General features: G+C 46.6%; 14 protein-coding genes and 2 riboswitches. Of the genes, 9 read left to right on the top strand and 5 right to left on the bottom strand.

Annotation, left to right across the window (positions count from 1 at the left end):
- Positions 1 to 72 precede the first annotated feature (72 nt).
- Genes rhaD through rhaB form a run of 3 tightly spaced genes read right to left on the bottom strand, consistent with a single transcriptional unit; the run spans position 73 to position 3,721 of the window.
- Entirely contained in the window at positions 73 to 918 is an 846-nt protein-coding gene (gene rhaD / locus T3H97_RS25505) for a rhamnulose-1-phosphate aldolase (protein ID WP_328801267.1), read from the bottom strand.
- Positions 919 to 970: 52 nt separating this feature from the next.
- A complete protein-coding gene (gene rhaA / locus T3H97_RS25500; protein ID WP_134903619.1) occupies positions 971 to 2,227 on the bottom strand; it encodes an L-rhamnose isomerase in 1,257 nt (418 codons plus the stop codon).
- A 12-nt stretch (positions 2,228 to 2,239) separates the two neighbouring features.
- Positions 2,240 to 3,721 (bottom strand): rhamnulokinase, encoded by a 1,482-nt coding sequence (rhaB, locus tag T3H97_RS25495; protein WP_328801266.1) that lies wholly within the window; start codon positions 3,719 to 3,721, stop codon positions 2,240 to 2,242.
- 330 nt (positions 3,722 to 4,051) lie between these two features.
- Positions 4,052 to 4,155, top strand: a riboswitch (purine riboswitch).
- Between the two features lie 181 nt (positions 4,156 to 4,336).
- Here rhaB and T3H97_RS25490 point away from each other — a divergent pair.
- The 3 genes from T3H97_RS25490 to T3H97_RS25480 all read left to right on the top strand — a co-directional run bounded on the left by T3H97_RS25490 (position 4,337) and on the right by T3H97_RS25480 (position 6,607).
- Positions 4,337 to 4,954 (top strand): xanthine phosphoribosyltransferase, encoded by a 618-nt coding sequence (locus T3H97_RS25490; RefSeq protein WP_254326285.1) that lies wholly within the window; start codon positions 4,337 to 4,339, stop codon positions 4,952 to 4,954.
- Positions 4,948 to 6,255, top strand: coding sequence for a nucleobase:cation symporter-2 family protein (locus tag T3H97_RS25485; RefSeq protein ID WP_328801265.1), 1,308 nt, complete (start codon positions 4,948 to 4,950; stop codon positions 6,253 to 6,255). Before T3H97_RS25490 ends, T3H97_RS25485 begins: the two co-directional genes overlap by 7 nt.
- Positions 6,256 to 6,436: 181 nt before the next feature.
- Positions 6,437 to 6,607, top strand: coding sequence for a hypothetical protein (locus T3H97_RS25480; protein ID WP_328801264.1), 171 nt, complete (start codon positions 6,437 to 6,439; stop codon positions 6,605 to 6,607).
- 509 nt (positions 6,608 to 7,116) lie between these two features.
- On the opposite strand, the gene T3H97_RS25475 is transcribed toward T3H97_RS25480, so the two are convergent.
- Together T3H97_RS25475 and T3H97_RS25470 are read right to left on the bottom strand one after the other, a co-directional pair.
- Positions 7,117 to 7,800, bottom strand: a complete 684-nt coding sequence (locus tag T3H97_RS25475) for a hypothetical protein (protein ID WP_328801263.1) — start codon at positions 7,798 to 7,800, stop codon at positions 7,117 to 7,119.
- 545 nt (positions 7,801 to 8,345) lie between these two features.
- On the bottom strand, positions 8,346 to 8,660 hold the full coding sequence (locus T3H97_RS25470; RefSeq protein WP_328801262.1) for a hypothetical protein: 315 nt from the start codon (positions 8,658 to 8,660) through the stop codon (positions 8,346 to 8,348).
- Between the two features lie 363 nt (positions 8,661 to 9,023).
- Positions 9,024 to 9,227: riboswitch (cobalamin riboswitch) on the top strand.
- A gap of 217 nt (positions 9,228 to 9,444) precedes the next feature.
- Between T3H97_RS25470 and T3H97_RS25465 the strand changes: the two genes are divergently transcribed.
- The 6 genes from T3H97_RS25465 to nikA all read left to right on the top strand — a co-directional run bounded on the left by T3H97_RS25465 (position 9,445) and on the right by nikA (position 16,259).
- The gene (locus tag T3H97_RS25465; protein WP_328801261.1) at positions 9,445 to 11,025 is read left to right on the top strand and encodes an ABC transporter substrate-binding protein; all 1,581 of its coding nucleotides are present in this window, start codon (positions 9,445 to 9,447) and stop codon (positions 11,023 to 11,025) included.
- Positions 11,026 to 11,040: 15 nt separating this feature from the next.
- The gene (nikB, locus tag T3H97_RS25460; protein WP_328801260.1) at positions 11,041 to 11,970 is read left to right on the top strand and encodes a nickel ABC transporter permease; all 930 of its coding nucleotides are present in this window, start codon (positions 11,041 to 11,043) and stop codon (positions 11,968 to 11,970) included.
- Positions 11,971 to 11,984: 14 nt separating this feature from the next.
- A complete protein-coding gene (locus T3H97_RS25455) occupies positions 11,985 to 12,800 on the top strand; it encodes an ABC transporter permease (RefSeq protein ID WP_328801259.1) in 816 nt (271 codons plus the stop codon).
- A complete protein-coding gene (locus T3H97_RS25450) occupies positions 12,800 to 13,717 on the top strand; it encodes an ABC transporter ATP-binding protein (protein WP_328801258.1) in 918 nt (305 codons plus the stop codon). Before T3H97_RS25455 ends, T3H97_RS25450 begins: the two co-directional genes overlap by 1 nt.
- A complete protein-coding gene (locus T3H97_RS25445; protein WP_328801257.1) occupies positions 13,714 to 14,490 on the top strand; it encodes an ABC transporter ATP-binding protein in 777 nt (258 codons plus the stop codon). Before T3H97_RS25450 ends, T3H97_RS25445 begins: the two co-directional genes overlap by 4 nt.
- Before the next feature lie 143 nt (positions 14,491 to 14,633).
- Positions 14,634 to 16,259, top strand: coding sequence for a nickel ABC transporter substrate-binding protein (nikA, locus tag T3H97_RS25440; protein WP_328801256.1), 1,626 nt, complete (start codon positions 14,634 to 14,636; stop codon positions 16,257 to 16,259).
- The last annotated feature ends 2 nt before the right edge of the window (positions 16,260 to 16,261 follow it).

Below are 16,261 nucleotides of genomic sequence, written 5' to 3'. Positions count from 1 at the left end.
GGCTCCATGGCCGGTTTGAGATGACCCGTGGAGCCTTTTAAGTTCTATTATGAGATGGGGATTAGCCTATATTTATACGTTCAAGATTCCTTCTTTTGGAGTAACGTTGAAGGCTTTGGCCAGATCGGCCAATTCCTGATCTGTAATCCGTTGCTGAATATCATGGTGAGCAATGAGCATATAAATTTGCGCCGCTTTTTCAATCGTTTCAATCAGGCCAAACGCTTCATCAATGGAGCTGCCCGTTCCGAAAATGCCATGATGTGGCCATAATACAGCATGATGATCCTTCATTTTTTTAGCCGTTTCGCGGCCGATTTCGCTGGAACCCGGTACCATCCAAGGGATTACACCGATACCGTCTGGAAAGACGACAATACATTCGGTACACATTTCCCACAGTGTTTTGGTGAATTGGTTTTCGTCCAGACTATGAATGAAGGTCATGGCAATAACATGGGTGGCATGATTATGAATCACAACACGATGGTTAGGATCGACCTTCAAGCGCTCAATGTGGCCCATAAAATGGGAAGGCAACTCACTGGTAGGCACTGCCCCATGTTTGAGGCCCCACAAGACTTCCAATTGCTCACCATCCTGGGAGACACGAAGGACTCCTAAGTTAGCTTCTGGATCTTCAATTACGTTTTTGAAATATTTTCCTGATCCGGTGACGATAAAATATTTACCAGCCAGTTCATTCACTGGGAAAGCAGGTTTAATCGTCCGAATGACCTGATGAATATCTATATATTTTGCAACCTCAGCTTCATCCAGAATATAGCTTACATTACCTCCATTGCGTTCATCCCAGCCGAATTTCCACATGTTTTGTGTAATTTCCGCCATCTCGCGGACAAATGGGATATCCAGTCCCGATTTTCGTTCTTTTTGATTCTCCAGTACAGTAGTCATGGATAATCTCTCCCTTTGGATGATATGAATATAAGCATTATCAGTACAGTAGTTAACGTTTCAGCAGTACCTGTTGTTCATAGTCTTTTACTTCGGCCAGCCATTCCTCACGAACAGGAACGCCGTTTTGAGCGCAATAGTAATCCCATATGGCACCAAACGGATACGATTTGAACTCTTCGACTAGAGCAAGACGAGTGGTAAAGTCCCGTTCCTCTTCCGCCTGCCTTAATGCTTCAATCGGTTCGAGCATAGCGCGAAGCAGCGCTTTGATCGTGTTGCGTGTTCCGATGACCCATGCTGCCACATGGTTGATACTTCCATCAAAGAAATCAAGACCGATATGGGTTCGAGAAAGCAATTCACCGCGAACCAGCTCACGGGCAATGTCCAGCAATTCGTCGTCCATCGTCACGACATGATCACTGTCCCAACGAACTGGTCTGCTGACATGGAGCAATAATTGATCGGTGAACATCAGCACAGAGGACAGTTTGTTCGAAATGACTTCGGTTGGATGGAAGTGACCAGCGTCGAGACAGATAGATTTACCGCGTGTCAGGGCGTAGCCCATATAAAATTCATGGGAGCCCACGACATAGCTTTCCGAGCCAATGCCAAACAGCTTGCTTTCAACCGCATCGATGTTGTATTCTTCGCTGATTTTCTCGCTAAAAATCTCGTCCAGAGCATCACGCAGACGTTCTCTTGGAGCCAACCGATCAACCGGAGTATCTTTATAGCCATCCGGCATCCAGTGGTTTGTAACACAAGGCTGACCGAGTTCTTTGCCAAAATGCTCTGCAATCCTGCGTGATTTTTTGCAGTGGGTGATCCAGAAATCACGGATTTCCGAATCCTTATGGCTCAGTGTGAAGCCGTCTTCCGCTTTGGGATGGGAGAACAGGGTTGGATTAAAATCAAGCCCAAGCCCTTGCTGTTTAGCCCAGTCTACCCAGTTCTGAAAATGGCGTGGCTCCAGTTGATCCAAATCTACTTGTTCTGTAGTATCCGCATAGATCGCATGCAGATTAACCTTGTGTTTACCGGGGATGAGCGATAGAGCCTTTTCTAAATCCTGACGCAGCTCATGCGGCGTGCCTGCTCTGCCTGGGTAGCTGCCTGTTACGGCAATCCCCCCGCTAAGCTGCTTATCTTTGAACAGAAATCCCTGAACATCATCTCCCTGCCAGCAGTGCAGTGATATTTTGATTTGTGAAAGCTTCCGTAAGATGTCGTCTACTTGAATACCATGGCGGGCATACAGCTTTTTCGCTTCGTTATAACTGGCTTCAATGGCTTCGTTCATGGCTTTACTCCTTTATTGAGATATGTGGATAGTGGACATCGCTTGTCTCTTAAGGTGCTCCCAGCGATCTAGAAGTTCTTGCATGTCTTCCACTGCTTGCGGCTCATATAGCCGAGTCGGAAAGGAGCGGGCGATGATTCGGCCAGCAGCTTTGAGATTCTCAAGAGCACCAGAGCTGATTAATTGCACGACAATATTGCCGATGGCCGTAGATTCGGAAGGACCTGCCTGAACCTCAATTCCCAAAAGATCGGCTGTTAGCTGACATAGTAATTCGTTGTTAGCGCCTCCGCCGACAATGTGCAATCTGGTAATTGTTTCGTCTGTTAAACATTGCAGTTCGTGTAAGGCATCGCGGTAGCTTAAGGCCAGACTATCAAAAATACAGCGGGCGAGTGAGCCCGGCGTCCTGGGGATGGGCTGGCCTGTTTCTTCACAGAATCGCTGGATTTCAACAGTCATACTATCCGGGTTTAAGAAGGATGATTGGTTACAGAGGACGAGACTGACAAACGGTGCCTCTGCTGAAGCCAGTTCGGCCAATTCGGCAAAGCTATGTGCGAAGCCGCCCTCTCTCCGAACCTCCTGAATCATCCACAATCCCATAATATTTTTCAGAAAACGGTACGTACCGTAAGCGCCCCATTCATTGGTGTAGTTCGCCTGCATGGCTGCCTTGGTATTCAAGGCTTCGGATCGTTCCATTCCCAGTAGTGACCACGTTCCGCTGCTAATATAAGCCCAAGATTCTTCCCGCTGGGACGGAACACCTGCAACAGCCGATGCAGTATCGTGAGTAGGCGCAAGAATGATCTGACAGTCCGGAAGATCATATTTATGAACCAGCTCCGGCAAAAGAGAACCCAGAACCCGTCCAGGCTCGGCAAGCTCTGAAAACTGATTGCGCCGCAGTTGGAGCAGCGACAACAGGTCTTCATCAAACTCTCGGGTGTTCACGTTGAGAAGCTGCATCGTGGACGCATTCGTCATTTCATTGATCATGATGCCTGTCAGGCGATAGTACAGATAATCAGGGACCATCAATATTTTATCCGCCTGGGCAAGCTGTTCCCGATCATGGACGAACAGTTGATACAGGGTATTAAAGTTTAGTTCCTGAATGCCTGTTTTCTCATACACAGCCTCTCGACTGATGAGCTGATGCAGTCTGTCGGGCACATGGAGGGTACGTGCATCTCGGTAAGCGTATACCTCATGAATGCGGTTACCTTTCTGATCAAGCAGCACGTAATCTACAGCCCATGTATCAATGCCGAGCGTACAGGAATGAATCCCCTTCTGCTTAGCTTTTTGCAAGCCTTGAATAATCTCATTCAATAGTTCATCGATATTCCAGTAATCGTGTCCGTCCCTTTCGGTAAAGGAGTTGTTGAACCGATGAAGTTCTTGCAAGTGAATCTGTTCACCTTGCAGAGTTGCACTTACAAGCCTTCCGCTTGAAGCTCCAATATCAACAGCAAGATAATTATTCATATCCAATCTCCTTGCAGGGATAAAATACTGGCAGCCTGAAAGTCTGCCTTTTGTTTTCTTAACTAACTCCATACTACTTCCGTTTTCCTTTGTAGTCAACAGAAACGGAAGTGTAATTTGTGGTTTTATTTTTGTTTTTAAAATTATAATTAAAATTAAGTGTTGTTTTGTATGTATTTTTGTTTTTTTAACATCTGTTTTCTACAATATATATACCTTGAACAAAGGTCGATTTGATTTTACGATATTCCAATTGTGGAAGGTTCTCCAAATGCCGCTGTCTGTATGAAAAATAGTCTTGAAACCGCCCGCCAGAGGGTGTAGTATACAAGATATCAATTTCATATGACTCGTATAATATTGGGGATATGGCCCAAAAGTTTCTACCGGATGACCACAGTAATCGTCCGACTATGAGTGATAGCGCATCGGCTTTGGATGAATGCGGGCATTTATTTGTGCGCTAATCCGTCAGGGATTACAACCCCAAGGACAGGCTTCACTTGAGAAACAACTCAAGGGAGCCTGTCCTTTTTTGGTTTTGGCAGGTTTTACTGTTCAGGATTTTGCAAAATCCTCACTATTTTAAAGTACAGAAGGAGCGATACTCGCATAATGAAAGCTTTGGAAGAACGTATTCGTCAAGAGGGACAAATTTTATCTGACACCGTATTAAAGGTAGATTCATTTTTGAATCATCAGGTAGATACAGCATTAGCATTGGAGATTGGTAAGGAGTTCGCGCGCCTTTTCGGCAGTGCTCCGATCACCAAGGTGCTTACAATTGAAGCTAGTGGTATTCAATTTGCTATGGCTACTGCTATTGCCTTGGGGGTCCCGTTCATTTATGCGAAGAAAAAGAAGGCAATCACGCTGAATGAGCAGGTATACTTCGCAGAGGTTCATTCGTTCACTCGGCAGGAAACCTATCAGGTGAGCATTTCTCAAAAATATCTCGATGCCAGCGACCATGTGCTGATCGTGGATGATTTTTTGGCTACTGGTGCAGCATTGGTCGGACTTACGGATATTGTGAAGGAAGCAGGAGCGGAGCTGGCCGGGGTTGGTTGCGTAATTGAAAAGAGCTTTCAGGAAGGCCGGGGACTATTGGAGCAAAGAGGCATTGCTGTGCGCTCTCTTGCGCGTATCGCTTCCATGGCACCGGGCGAGGTTCATTTTATAGAGGAAGCTGGCGCGGTAATTCCTTCCGTTAAGGAGAATGTGGGATGTTAAGTAAACAAAAGTTATTCGCGCTGGGCTTCCAGCATGTCATGGCGATGTACGCTGGAGCAATTGCTGTACCTCTAATTGTAGGGGGAGCATTGCACCTGACACCAGCCCAGATGGCTTATTTGGTGGCTGCCGATTTGTTCACTTGCGGGATTGCTACGTTATTACAAATTATGGGCACACGCTTTTTCGGTAGTAGACTACCTGTCATTTTAGGCTGTACGTTTACGGCAGTAGGGCCTATCATCGCGATTGCTTCGACCTCAAATTTAGCGACAGCGTATGGTGCTATTATTTTGTCCGGTATATTCGTGGTGTTAGCGGCACCGTTGTATGGTAAGCTGCTACGCTTTTTCCCGACGGTCGTTACGGGTTCGGTCGTTACAATTATCGGTCTATCCCTTATTCCGGTGGCGATGAACAATGTAGCAGGGGGCCAGGGCAGCGCGGATTTTGGACAGCCGCGTAATTTGCTGCTGGCGCTGGTTACATTATTGGTTATTCTGCTTGTGAATCGGTTGGCAAAAGGCTTTTTGCGCTCGATTTCCGTGCTCATCGGTCTGTTTGCAGGCACGGTGGTTGCTTATGCGATGGGAATGGTGCATTTTGCTCCCGTGGCAGATGCGTCATGGGTGAGTGTTGCGCAACCGTTTTATTTTGGTAAGCCAGAGTTTAGCATTATGGCGGTATGTACGATGATTATTGTCAATATTGTCAGCATGGTCGAGTCTACGGGCGTTTATCTGGCAGTAGGCAAAGCGATTGATCAGAAGGTGGAGCAGAAGCAGATCGTCAATGGTCTGCGTTCCGAAGGACTTGCGATTATGCTTGGGGGTATTTTTAATGCGTTTCCTTATACAGCTTTCTCGCAAAATGTAGGTCTGATCTCACTTACACGCGTCAAATCGCGTAACGTTATTTTTGCTGCGGGCGGCATCATGGTCGTTCTTGGTTTGCTGCCTAAGCTGGCTGCCTTAACGACAGTGATTCCTAACGCTGTGCTGGGTGGGGCGATGATCGTCATGTTTGGCTCGGTCGCTGCATCAGGCATGTCTATTTTGTCAGAAGTGGATCTGCGGAAGGAAAGCAATCTGCTGATCGCAGCATGCAGCATTGCTGTGGGCCTAGGCTCTGCCGTTCTGCCACAAATGTTCGACCAGCTGCCGAGCTTTGCCAAAATGCTGTTGCAAAATGGTATCGTTTCGGGTTCGATTACAGCGATTGTCTTGAACATCGTTTTGACGAGAAAACAAGGGGAATCGGTCAAAAGCGTGACGGTTCAGGAGGTTCCACAGAAAGTTTGATGATTAGGAATAAATAAAGATAGTCGGAGAGAGGGCGTATGCCTCTTTTCCGGCTTTTTGGCATGGAGTTATCCGGGGAAGATGAGCAGAGAAGATAGGCTGTGCAAACTGGTATCTATTACGGCAGGCGTCAGGCTGGCCGGAGCCAGACGCAGCACACCCGAATTGATGGAGTTTGGAGTTGGACAGCTATAGCCTGACGAAGCTGCTTACATTGGTTCGCAGCCAGCGTAAGCAGGTGCGCAACAGTCGCGGATCGTCAACAAGGGGGCTGCTTTATTTCCTGGATTTGGACAAGCTAAAGCAGGGTGCCAGAATTATGACTATTGGACGTGAAAGTCGTGGACGATAGAAAATATTCTTTGGGAACGTGTTGGTTTTTTATCCTAGCCAAAATCACGGAAGATTATTCGAACCGTATGCGTTAGCAGATAGATAAAGTGAATGCCTCCCTATGCTGATACAGTAAGATTCCATACGAAATTAAATTCCAAAACCCAGAGTTTTGTGAGTGCATATGTCCGGTCTTCCAATCCTCAAATCTCGCTGTCTTGTTAATTTCATCACCCTCCGTGCTTGTCAATAAAAAGCCCGTAGTACCAAGTATCTAATTGTCCGTCACGACAAATTACAATCCTGTTTCATCATTCTTTTACTTGCCCGCTCTATTCGACATTCTTTCGTGTAACCCTGTCTAGGTATGATATAAAGTCCTTTGAACGCAATAGATCGTTCGGACGCCACAGCTCCAGTACAAAGTAACTGAGTAGACTCGCGAGAGTCCCGCTATCTTTCCGCTATAAAAAAGAAGCCGTGTTGGTTGCAACGGCCTCTCTTTTTATTTCAATTTATTTGATATGATTAGTGCTTTTCTACTCTGAAAGCAATTCCCACAGGCTTGTCTACTCTCACATAACCTATGAAAGGATCACCTATGAATGGAGCTGGCCAATACATTCCTAATCTATGTTTTTCATATCGTGGAAAAGCACTAATGACCCATCTTTCTCCTTTAGGAACATTGATTGAATATTCATCATCTAGGCCAATATCAGCTTCTATACCAAAACCCAATGTGCCTTCTATAGCTTTAACACCACCTGTTATTGCTCCTTCCGCTTTCACTTTAATATTAGTTTTCACTGCAATTTTTGCAGCAGCAGGCCCAGTATATGTACTTACACGAATTGCATTGTTTGTATCAACCCAATAACCTAGATTTTCATGGGTTTTAACAATAGGAGTCACCCCAATGGATTGGGTGCTGATTCTATCATTATTACCTTTTTCTTGATTTAAATTGTCGTAATTGACATAATAGTAATAAACATCCTCGTTAACACTACTAGGATCGATATATTTGTAGACTTGTCCTTCCTTGGCCTTTATTTCATCTGTCGGTTCCCATTTTCCGGCTTCTGATTGTATCGTCGAAGACAATGGATTCGGCGCATCATTTGCAGAAGCAATGGCTCCATATGGTAATAATATTGCTGTCAATGCTGCAATTATTGCTGTTTTAGTCATGACTTTGAATGGTTTCATGGTATTAAAATTCTCCTCTTCGAAAAATATTATTGGGGGCTAAGAAATGAGTAAATTTGAAAAAAATCTGTTTAAGTATTTGTCTTACGGTTTTTTGGTAGGAATATATTATTCCTTTATTCAAGGACCAACGACGACAACTTCTTCGCTTAACGGCTCATTGCAACTTTACACAGTGTCCGCATCTACTTTTATTTTCAGAACATTATCAACCTCATTTCTACTAAGTCTCCTCTCTGGAGTCGTGTATACAATTGTTTTTTTATCCATAAGAAGGAATAAGTAAATATTACCTGTAAATTTTATGTTTGTAAATAATTTTATTTAATGGATAAAATTTAAAATAAGATAGAAGAGAGCCGTATTGATCGCAACGGTCCTTTTATTAACTGACGGTTTAATAGCAAGTGCCTCCCCGTTTGGTTGTTCGTACAAAACTCTTTAGCTTCCGCAACTTTTCGAGCGTTAAAGCAAGCCGTCGCTTCGTCCTGGTTTACAGTACGACGCTGTGAACGACCTGCAAGATCTCTCGCTTCGCTCACTTACTAGCTAAAAAATAACTTGACTGCTAGGCACCTAAACGGCACGCTAACATGGCTTGTCAGGAAATGGTCAGTTAACAAATTAAGCCCCCGGCTAATCACCGGAGGCTTTTCAAACTCATTCTCTAAATCACTAAGGAATTTTTTACGGGTAAATTCTCTAATAGTTAAATTTGTCTCAAAGGCTGTCTGAGAAGAATCAACAATATAGTTCTTTTGTTTGGTAGCTGCTCCCAATGCTGTTATCCTTATAATAGAAATTCCACAAGGTTTGCTCACTAATTTTCCGATCAACTCTTTGGATTTGTCGCTTTTCAAATTTTTTTCTTCCTCAATTTTTTGGAGAAGGAATAACCAACTGCTTTTTCAGGCCTTTGGAATAATGTATCTTTTTTAATAGCTTGTACAAATTGATCTGCAATCTCGCTGCTAAATTTTCGTTTATGCTTCTCTTTTAGATTCATTAAGTAGTCTGGTACAGTTTTCGGGACATTATGAGGGAGACGGAATGACCGTCATTTCGTGCACGCAATGAATAGCCATAGTCTTAATTTTCCTTATCGTTCAAATTTAAACTATTGTGCAGCATTTATTGACAAGCCTGTCACAACAAAATAAGATCGTAATGGAAAGAAATAAAGGAAGAAAACAGGTGTGAGCCGGACGACTCTATGTACGGGGTTTTGTTGAGACCATGTGGATAGTTGTTGAGCGTGTTCACTTAAAAGGGAAGTTCGGTTGATTCCGACACGGGCCCGCCACTGTATACAGGCATCAGCAGGATACTGCTGGAGCTTTCAGAACAGCCACTGGAACTGTGAAGAACCGGGAAGGCCTGAAAGATACGCCTGAAGTCAGGAGACCTGCCTGTTTTGACATCACTGTCAGACCCACGGGATGCTGGGGAGGTGGTTAGGCGTGCTGCATACGGAATGTCTGAAACCGAGCTGATCCCTTCTATATTATTAGAGTTGGCTTCGAGGTGAGTTCTGACATTTTATAATGAAGGCATTTCTGACTGCTAATTAAGTGGTCTGGAATGCTTTTTTCGCGTTTTGCGTTAAGTTTATATGATTTTACAAGATAGAGGAGGGCTCATGAAATGATAAGCAATCGTAGTAGGCGTTCATGGTTCGTATGTACAGGGGTGATGTTGCTGCTGGCAGTTATGGCTCTTTCGGGATGTGCCAGCAATAAGACGTCGGATAGCTCCGGCAAGGGGGAGAACGCGTCAGCACAACAAACAGCGACAGATAAAAAGCTGGTAATGGCGTATACATGGAAACCGTCAGGTGTTGACCCGCACGGAGATAATAGCTGGGATGTGATGCGATCTGGTGCAGGTGAGACACTGATACGTTTGAATGAAAAGCTGGAGCCTGTGGCTTGGCTGGCAAAGGAGTGGAAGCAGGACAGTCCTACAGTTTGGACGTTTAGCTTGCAGGATAAAGTCACTTTTCATAATGGAAAAAGTATGGATGCAGCAAGTGTAAAAGCGTCTTTGCTACGTTCTATCGAGAAAAGCCATCTGGCGAAGGATTTACTGAATGTGAAGTCCATTGATGTAAGCGGCCCGCTGGCCTTGAAAATCACGACAAACCAGCCGAATGCAGCGTTGGTGTCCAATCTAGCTGATCCATCGACGATTGTACTGGATGTGGCATCGATGAAAGATGAGCACAGTTACCCAGCGATGACAGGCGCCTTTAAAATCAAAGCATTCAACAAAGACCAATCGTTGGTCGTAGAGCGTTATGACGGATATTGGGGCGAGAAGGCACGATTGGCTGAAGCGACGATGAAGTTCATTACGGACGGGAATTCGCGCCTGATGGCGCTGCAATCCGGCGAGGTGGACGTAGCGACGGATATTCCGGTTGATAACGCAGAGGTACTAAAAAAGAACGACAAGCTACAAGTGCTGTCGGCTCCCTCCTTGCGCACCCATATGATCGTGTACAATATGGAATCGCCAGTATTCAAGGATGCGGCGAACCGTAAGGTGGTGGACAGCCTGATTCCACGCACATCGATTGTGAGTGCCGTCATGAGGGGCTTCGGTACGGAAGCAAGCAGTCCGTTCCCGAGCATTCTTCCCTTCGGTAAAGTTGAGCGTAAAGCGCTGGACGGAACGGCGGATCAGCTGTTAACGAAGGATGGCTGGCAGAAGGACTCCCAAGGGACATGGACTAAGCAAGGCAAGCCGTTCGAGGTTACGCTGCTGACTTTTCCTCAGCGTCCGGAGCTCTCTGTTATGGCTGAGGTCATCCAAAGCCAATTGCTGAAAGAGGGAATCCAGGTCAAGATTCGCAAGGTGGAAAATATCGACGAGGTGTTGACCAAAAACGATTGGGATTTTGCTATGTACAGTATGCTTACTGCTCATACAGGAGAGCCACAATATTTTATGGACATGTTTTATTCTTCGAAAAGCGAAGCCAATGTAAGCCGTTATAGTTCCAAACCGTTGGAGAGTATTCTTAACAGCTTGAAGCTGGCGAAGGATACAGCGCAGCGTAATGCTGTGACACTACAAGCGCTGGATATCATCAATACGGATTTGCCACAGTCGTTCATTGTGCATCCTGATAATGTGTTTGGCGTGAAAAAAGGGGTGGAGGGTTTTACACCCCATCCGATCGAGTATTACTACATTACAGCGCAATCCGATATTGCGGAATAACGAGCTGCGTATCCTATGATTCGTTTTATACTGGAACGTGTGGCGCAGCTGCTCATCATTGTATTCGTTGTATCCACGCTGACTTTTGTACTGATGCGGCTGGCTCCTGGTGACCCTGCTACCATTTTGCTCACCGCGCATAATGTTCCTGCCTCTAAGGAAGCGTTAACGACGCTACGACAGGAACTGGGCTTGAACGAGCCGCTTCATATTCAATATGTGAACTGGCTGCGGGATGTGTTCACAGGGCATTGGGGCACCTCGTATGTATCCAAGGAATCCGTGCTAGCCGAACTGTGGAACAGACTGCCTGCTACTGTGGAGCTAGCTGCTGCGGGCTTTGCCGTCATGACGGTGCTTACGCTGGGGCTGGGGCTGGCTGCCTCGCTAAAAATCAGCGGTCCACTGGATCGTCTGGGCAGGCTGTTCGCTCTGCTGGGATCGTCGATCCCCTCTTTTTGGCTTGGTTTTCTGTTGATCTATCTATTCTCCGTTTGCTTGGGCTGGCTCCCATCCATGGGAAGGGAGGACTGGACACATCTAGTGCTCCCAGCGCTGACTCTTGGCGCAGGTTTGGGAGCTGTGCAAGCACGCGTACTGCGCGCTCAAATGCTGGAGCTGGGTGACCGGAATTTTGTGAAAGCAGCGAAGGCTCGAGGCTTTTCACGTATGCATATCCTGTTTTTTGAGATATTTAGGCATGCGGTTCTGCCTATAATTACACTGCTAGGTACCAATCTATCATTTATGCTGGCAGGTAATGTCATTGTAGAGACCATTTTTTCATGGCCGGGGTTGGGCAAGTATTTTATAGATGCGATTACACAGCGAGATTATCCGGTGATTCAGGGGTATGTTATTTTCGCCGTATTTTTAATTGTAGGAGTTCAGTGTTTGGTGGATGTGGTCCAGACGGCGATAGATCCGAGGCTACGTTTGCGTTAAGGAGGAAGCTGAAAATGAAAAAGATACGGCTTCCCTTTAAAGGAAGCTTGCTGGCAGGAGGCTTACTGTTTGGCCTGATCGTGCTGCTTGGGTTATTAGCTCCATGGGTCGCTCCTCATGATCCTCTTCAAGTGGATCTTTTGAACCGCCTGGCACCACCTAGTCGGAAATACCCTTTCGGTACGGATCATCTGGGTCGGGATGTGCTGTCACGGCTCATTTACGGGATTCGGACGAGCGTGCTAATCGCATGTGCAATTACTGTAGCTACGCTGTGCTTCAGTCTGCCTATAGGCTTGTTCATTGGTTATGTGCGCGGACGCGTAGACCAGCTGGTCATGCGGGGAATCGACGGCGTACTGGCTTTTCCTGATATTATTTTAACGGTGGCGATTGTGGGCATTTTGGGCCCAGGTTTTGTTAACATGACCCTTGCGATTGTTGCGGTACGGTGGGCGGGCTATGTCCGGTATATCCGTAGTCTGGTTCAAAAAGCCTGTCAGGAGGACTACGTTCGGTATGCCCGTTTATCCGGCAATTCACACGTACGTATACTGAGCCGTTATGTATTGCCACAAGCGTTGCCGCAGTTGTTGGTTTATGCGGTATGGGATATCGGACGCGTGGTGCTGATGATCGCTGGGCTGTCCTTTCTTGGACTGGGTGTACAGCCGCCCAAGCCAGAGTGGGGCGTGATGCTGCATGATGCAACCTCATATTTTCAGGTGGCTCCGCATGTCATGATTTTTCCGGGCTTGGCGATTATGCTGTTTGTACTTGCCTGCCAGCTTTTGGGCGACCGCTTTTCGGAAAAGGGGGCGGCCAAATAGTGGAGGATCAAACAGCCCTTGGGGGCAAGGATACGATAGAACAAGTGGTAGGGCGAAAACCGTTGTTACACGTGGAACATTTGGAAATCTGCCGCACAGGCGTAGGAGCAAGCGAAAGTGGGAGCAAACCACTGCTGCGTGATGTGAGCTTTTCCATATATTCAGGGGAGATTGTGGCCCTGACCGGACCGAGCGGATGCGGCAAGAGCCTGACCGCACACGCAATCGCAGGCATGCTGGAGCCAGGTATCGATGTTACGCAAGGACGTATCTACTATAACGGGGAAGACATTCTCCCGTTCCAGGAACGGCGCTGGCAAAGACTGCGCCGAGAGGATATTGCGCTGCTCATTCAACAATCGCTGAGCGGGTTGAACCCGATCCGGACTGTCCGCGCCCAGCTGATGGATACGCTTAGACTGCACGGGCGGCGTCGGATGCCGCATGACCAAATGGAACCGGAGCACGCTGATGCTGTCCCATCCCACACTGCACCGCAGCAAGTCCACCCGCTGGGCGTGCTGCCACGGATGCGGCAGATGCTGAGCCGTGCCACGGAGATAGCCAGAGGAGGCGCTACTCCAGTGCGGGAGGCCTATTTGCGTTCTCTGCTCCGCAAGGTTGGATTTGCAGATCCTGAGCATATTTTGTCGTCATATCCTTTTGAACTAAGCGGAGGCATGTGTCAAAGGGTGCTGCTGGCTGCAATGTTAAGCTCCGGTCCGAGCCTCTTTATTGCCGACGAGCCAACTACGGCGTTGGATGTTATCAACCGCGACAAGGTCTTGGCATTGCTGCAACAGCTGAGAGAAGACTTTGATCTCACTATATTGTTGATTTCACATGATCGCCAGGGTATGAGTCGCATAGCAGATCGAGTATTGGAGATGAACCCGGAAGGAAGGATGTACCAGTGATGCTGGAATTGAAGAATGTGACTAAAGCATACCCTGTCCGCAAACGGAGAAAAGGCTGGTTCAGCACGCAAGATAGCGAGCAGGCCGTGAAGAAGGTGAATCTGGAGCTACGACAGGGCGAATGTCTTGGACTGGTTGGAGAAAGTGGAAGTGGCAAAAGCACGCTGGCACAATGTATTCTAGGGCTGGAGTCGTTGACCTCAGGGGAGATTTGGCTGGATCATCAGCCTATACATTTCGAAAAGATGAAGGACGTTCAGCTGTACAAGCGAATCCAGTTGGTTGCACAGGATTCGTCCTCTTCATTGCATCCTCGTATGACCATTCGAGATATTTTAATGGAGCCGATCCACAACTATTTTCCTGAGCAAAAAGCGCAGGCGCTGGATATTTGTCTGTCCCTATTGGAATCAGTAGGATTGGAGGCTGACAGTCTGGAAAAATACCCAGCACAGCTGAGTGGCGGGCAAAAACAGCGGGTATGTATTGCCCGAGCGTTGGCGGTGGAGCCGGATATTATCTTGTTCGATGAATCGATCGCCAATCTGGATACGACAACGCAGTTTTCCGTGCTGGGCATGCTTAAGAGAATGCAGCCGAAACATCAGTTGTCCTACCTATTTATCACTCATGATCTCCAATCTACTCGTTCATTTTGTGATCGGGTTGCCGTCATGGTTCAGGGGGAGATCGTGGAAATATTTAAGGAATGGGATGAAGATTTGTTACAGCATGAGTACACGCGTACTCTGTTTCAAACGTTGGAGAATTAAGCCATAAATTTGGGATTTTGCAAAATTTAAAATAAATAAGAGGATTGCTTGTCGAATGTTGTTGACAAAATAGAACGTGGTACCTATTCTAAATATGATTATGATAATCATTATCACATATATAGAAAAGGGGAAATACATTGATGTCCGTTCGACACCGCAAGACTGCCACCCTTATGTTGGTGGCGCTCCTCTTATTATCCGTTGTTTTGGGTTGCGCGAAGCAGGAGAACACGCCTGCATCCACCTCAACTGACGGAGCTGCCAATGAAAAGTCGATCACACTATCGTGGCCGCGTGACATTGGTACGATGAATCCTCACGTATACAATCCTTCCCAACTTTTTGCACAATCCATGATTTATGAGCCGTTAGTCAGCTACAAGCAAGGAGGTAAGCTGGAGCCTGCTTTGGCTGAATCCTGGACTATTTCCAAGGACGGCAAAATATATACGTTTAAGCTGCGCAAAGGTGTGAAATTTTCGGATGGAACGCTATTTAATGCGGCCATTGTCAAAAAGAACTTTGACGCTATTATGAAAAATGAGAAAACGCACAGCTGGCTTGGTATAGTAGGCGTTCTCGACAAAACTGAAGCTGTAGATGACAGCACCTTCCGAATGACGCTCAAAGAGCCATACTACCCAGTGCTTCAGGATTTGTCTGTCGTTCGCCCGTTCCGTTTTCTGGGTGAAGCTGGGTTCCCGGATGATGGAGATACGTCTAAAGGAATCAAGAAACCTGTAGGTACAGGACCTTGGATGCTGGATGAATACAAGCAAGATGAATATGCAACCTTTAAGCGTAATCCGAACTATTGGGGTACTGCACCGAAGGTGGATAAAATTACGGTAAAAATCATTCCCGATGGCGAAACCCGTGTAATGGCCTTTGAAAAAGGCGACTTGGATCTGATTTATGGAGAGGGTGTCATTAGTCTGGATGCTTTCAAACAGCTTCGCGACACGAATCAGTATGTTACCACGCTGTCCGAGCCTGTCGGTACAAGAAGCCTGTTACTCAACTCATCCAATCCCAAGCTGGCAGACCTTCGGGTACGTCTGGCACTCCAGCATGGCTTTAACAAGCAGGCAATGGTGGAAGGTGTGACCTCGGGGCTGGAGGAAAAAGCGGATACGGTTTTATCTAAAAACTATCCGTATACGAATGTAAACTTACAGCCTGTTGGCTATGATGTGGAAAAATCCAAAGCGTTGCTGGATGAGGCTGGCTGGAAGCTGCCCGCAGGCGGTACAGTACGGGAAAAAGACGGACAACAGCTGGATTTTGAGCTGATTTTTGATAAAACCGATCCGATCCAAAAGGCGATGGCTGAAACCATTCAGGCCGAATGGGGAGAACTGGGTGTCAAAGTGAACCTGACCGGACTGGAGCTGACAGTTCAAATTAAGCGCCTTAGATCCAACCAGTTTGATCTGTACTTCTGGTACAACTATGGTGCGCCTTATGATCCGCATTCCTTTATTAATGTCATTGCCAAGAAGACCTTCGGGGTTTCAGAGGTGCTGAGCGCTATCCCAATGAAGAAGGAACTAGATCAGCAGGTACACGAAGCACTTTCATCGACAGATGAAACCAAGCGTCAAGAGCTGTATGCTTCGATTCTGAAGACGCTTCAGGAGCAATCTGCCATTGTGCCTATTTCGTATATTAAGAAAACGGCAGTGTACCAGAAAAAGATTACAAACTTTGTATTCCCGGCTAATCGGGATGAAAATCCGTTTGAGGGAATTGAAATCGGAAAGTAGTT

Origin of the sequence: Paenibacillus sp. LX16, assembly GCF_036252815.1 — a bacterium.
GTDB classification, from domain to species: domain Bacteria; phylum Bacillota; class Bacilli; order Paenibacillales; family Paenibacillaceae; genus Paenibacillus; species Paenibacillus polymyxa_B.
Note: the sequence above shows the minus strand (reverse complement) of the source record. Positions and strands in the feature narration are given on the sequence as shown.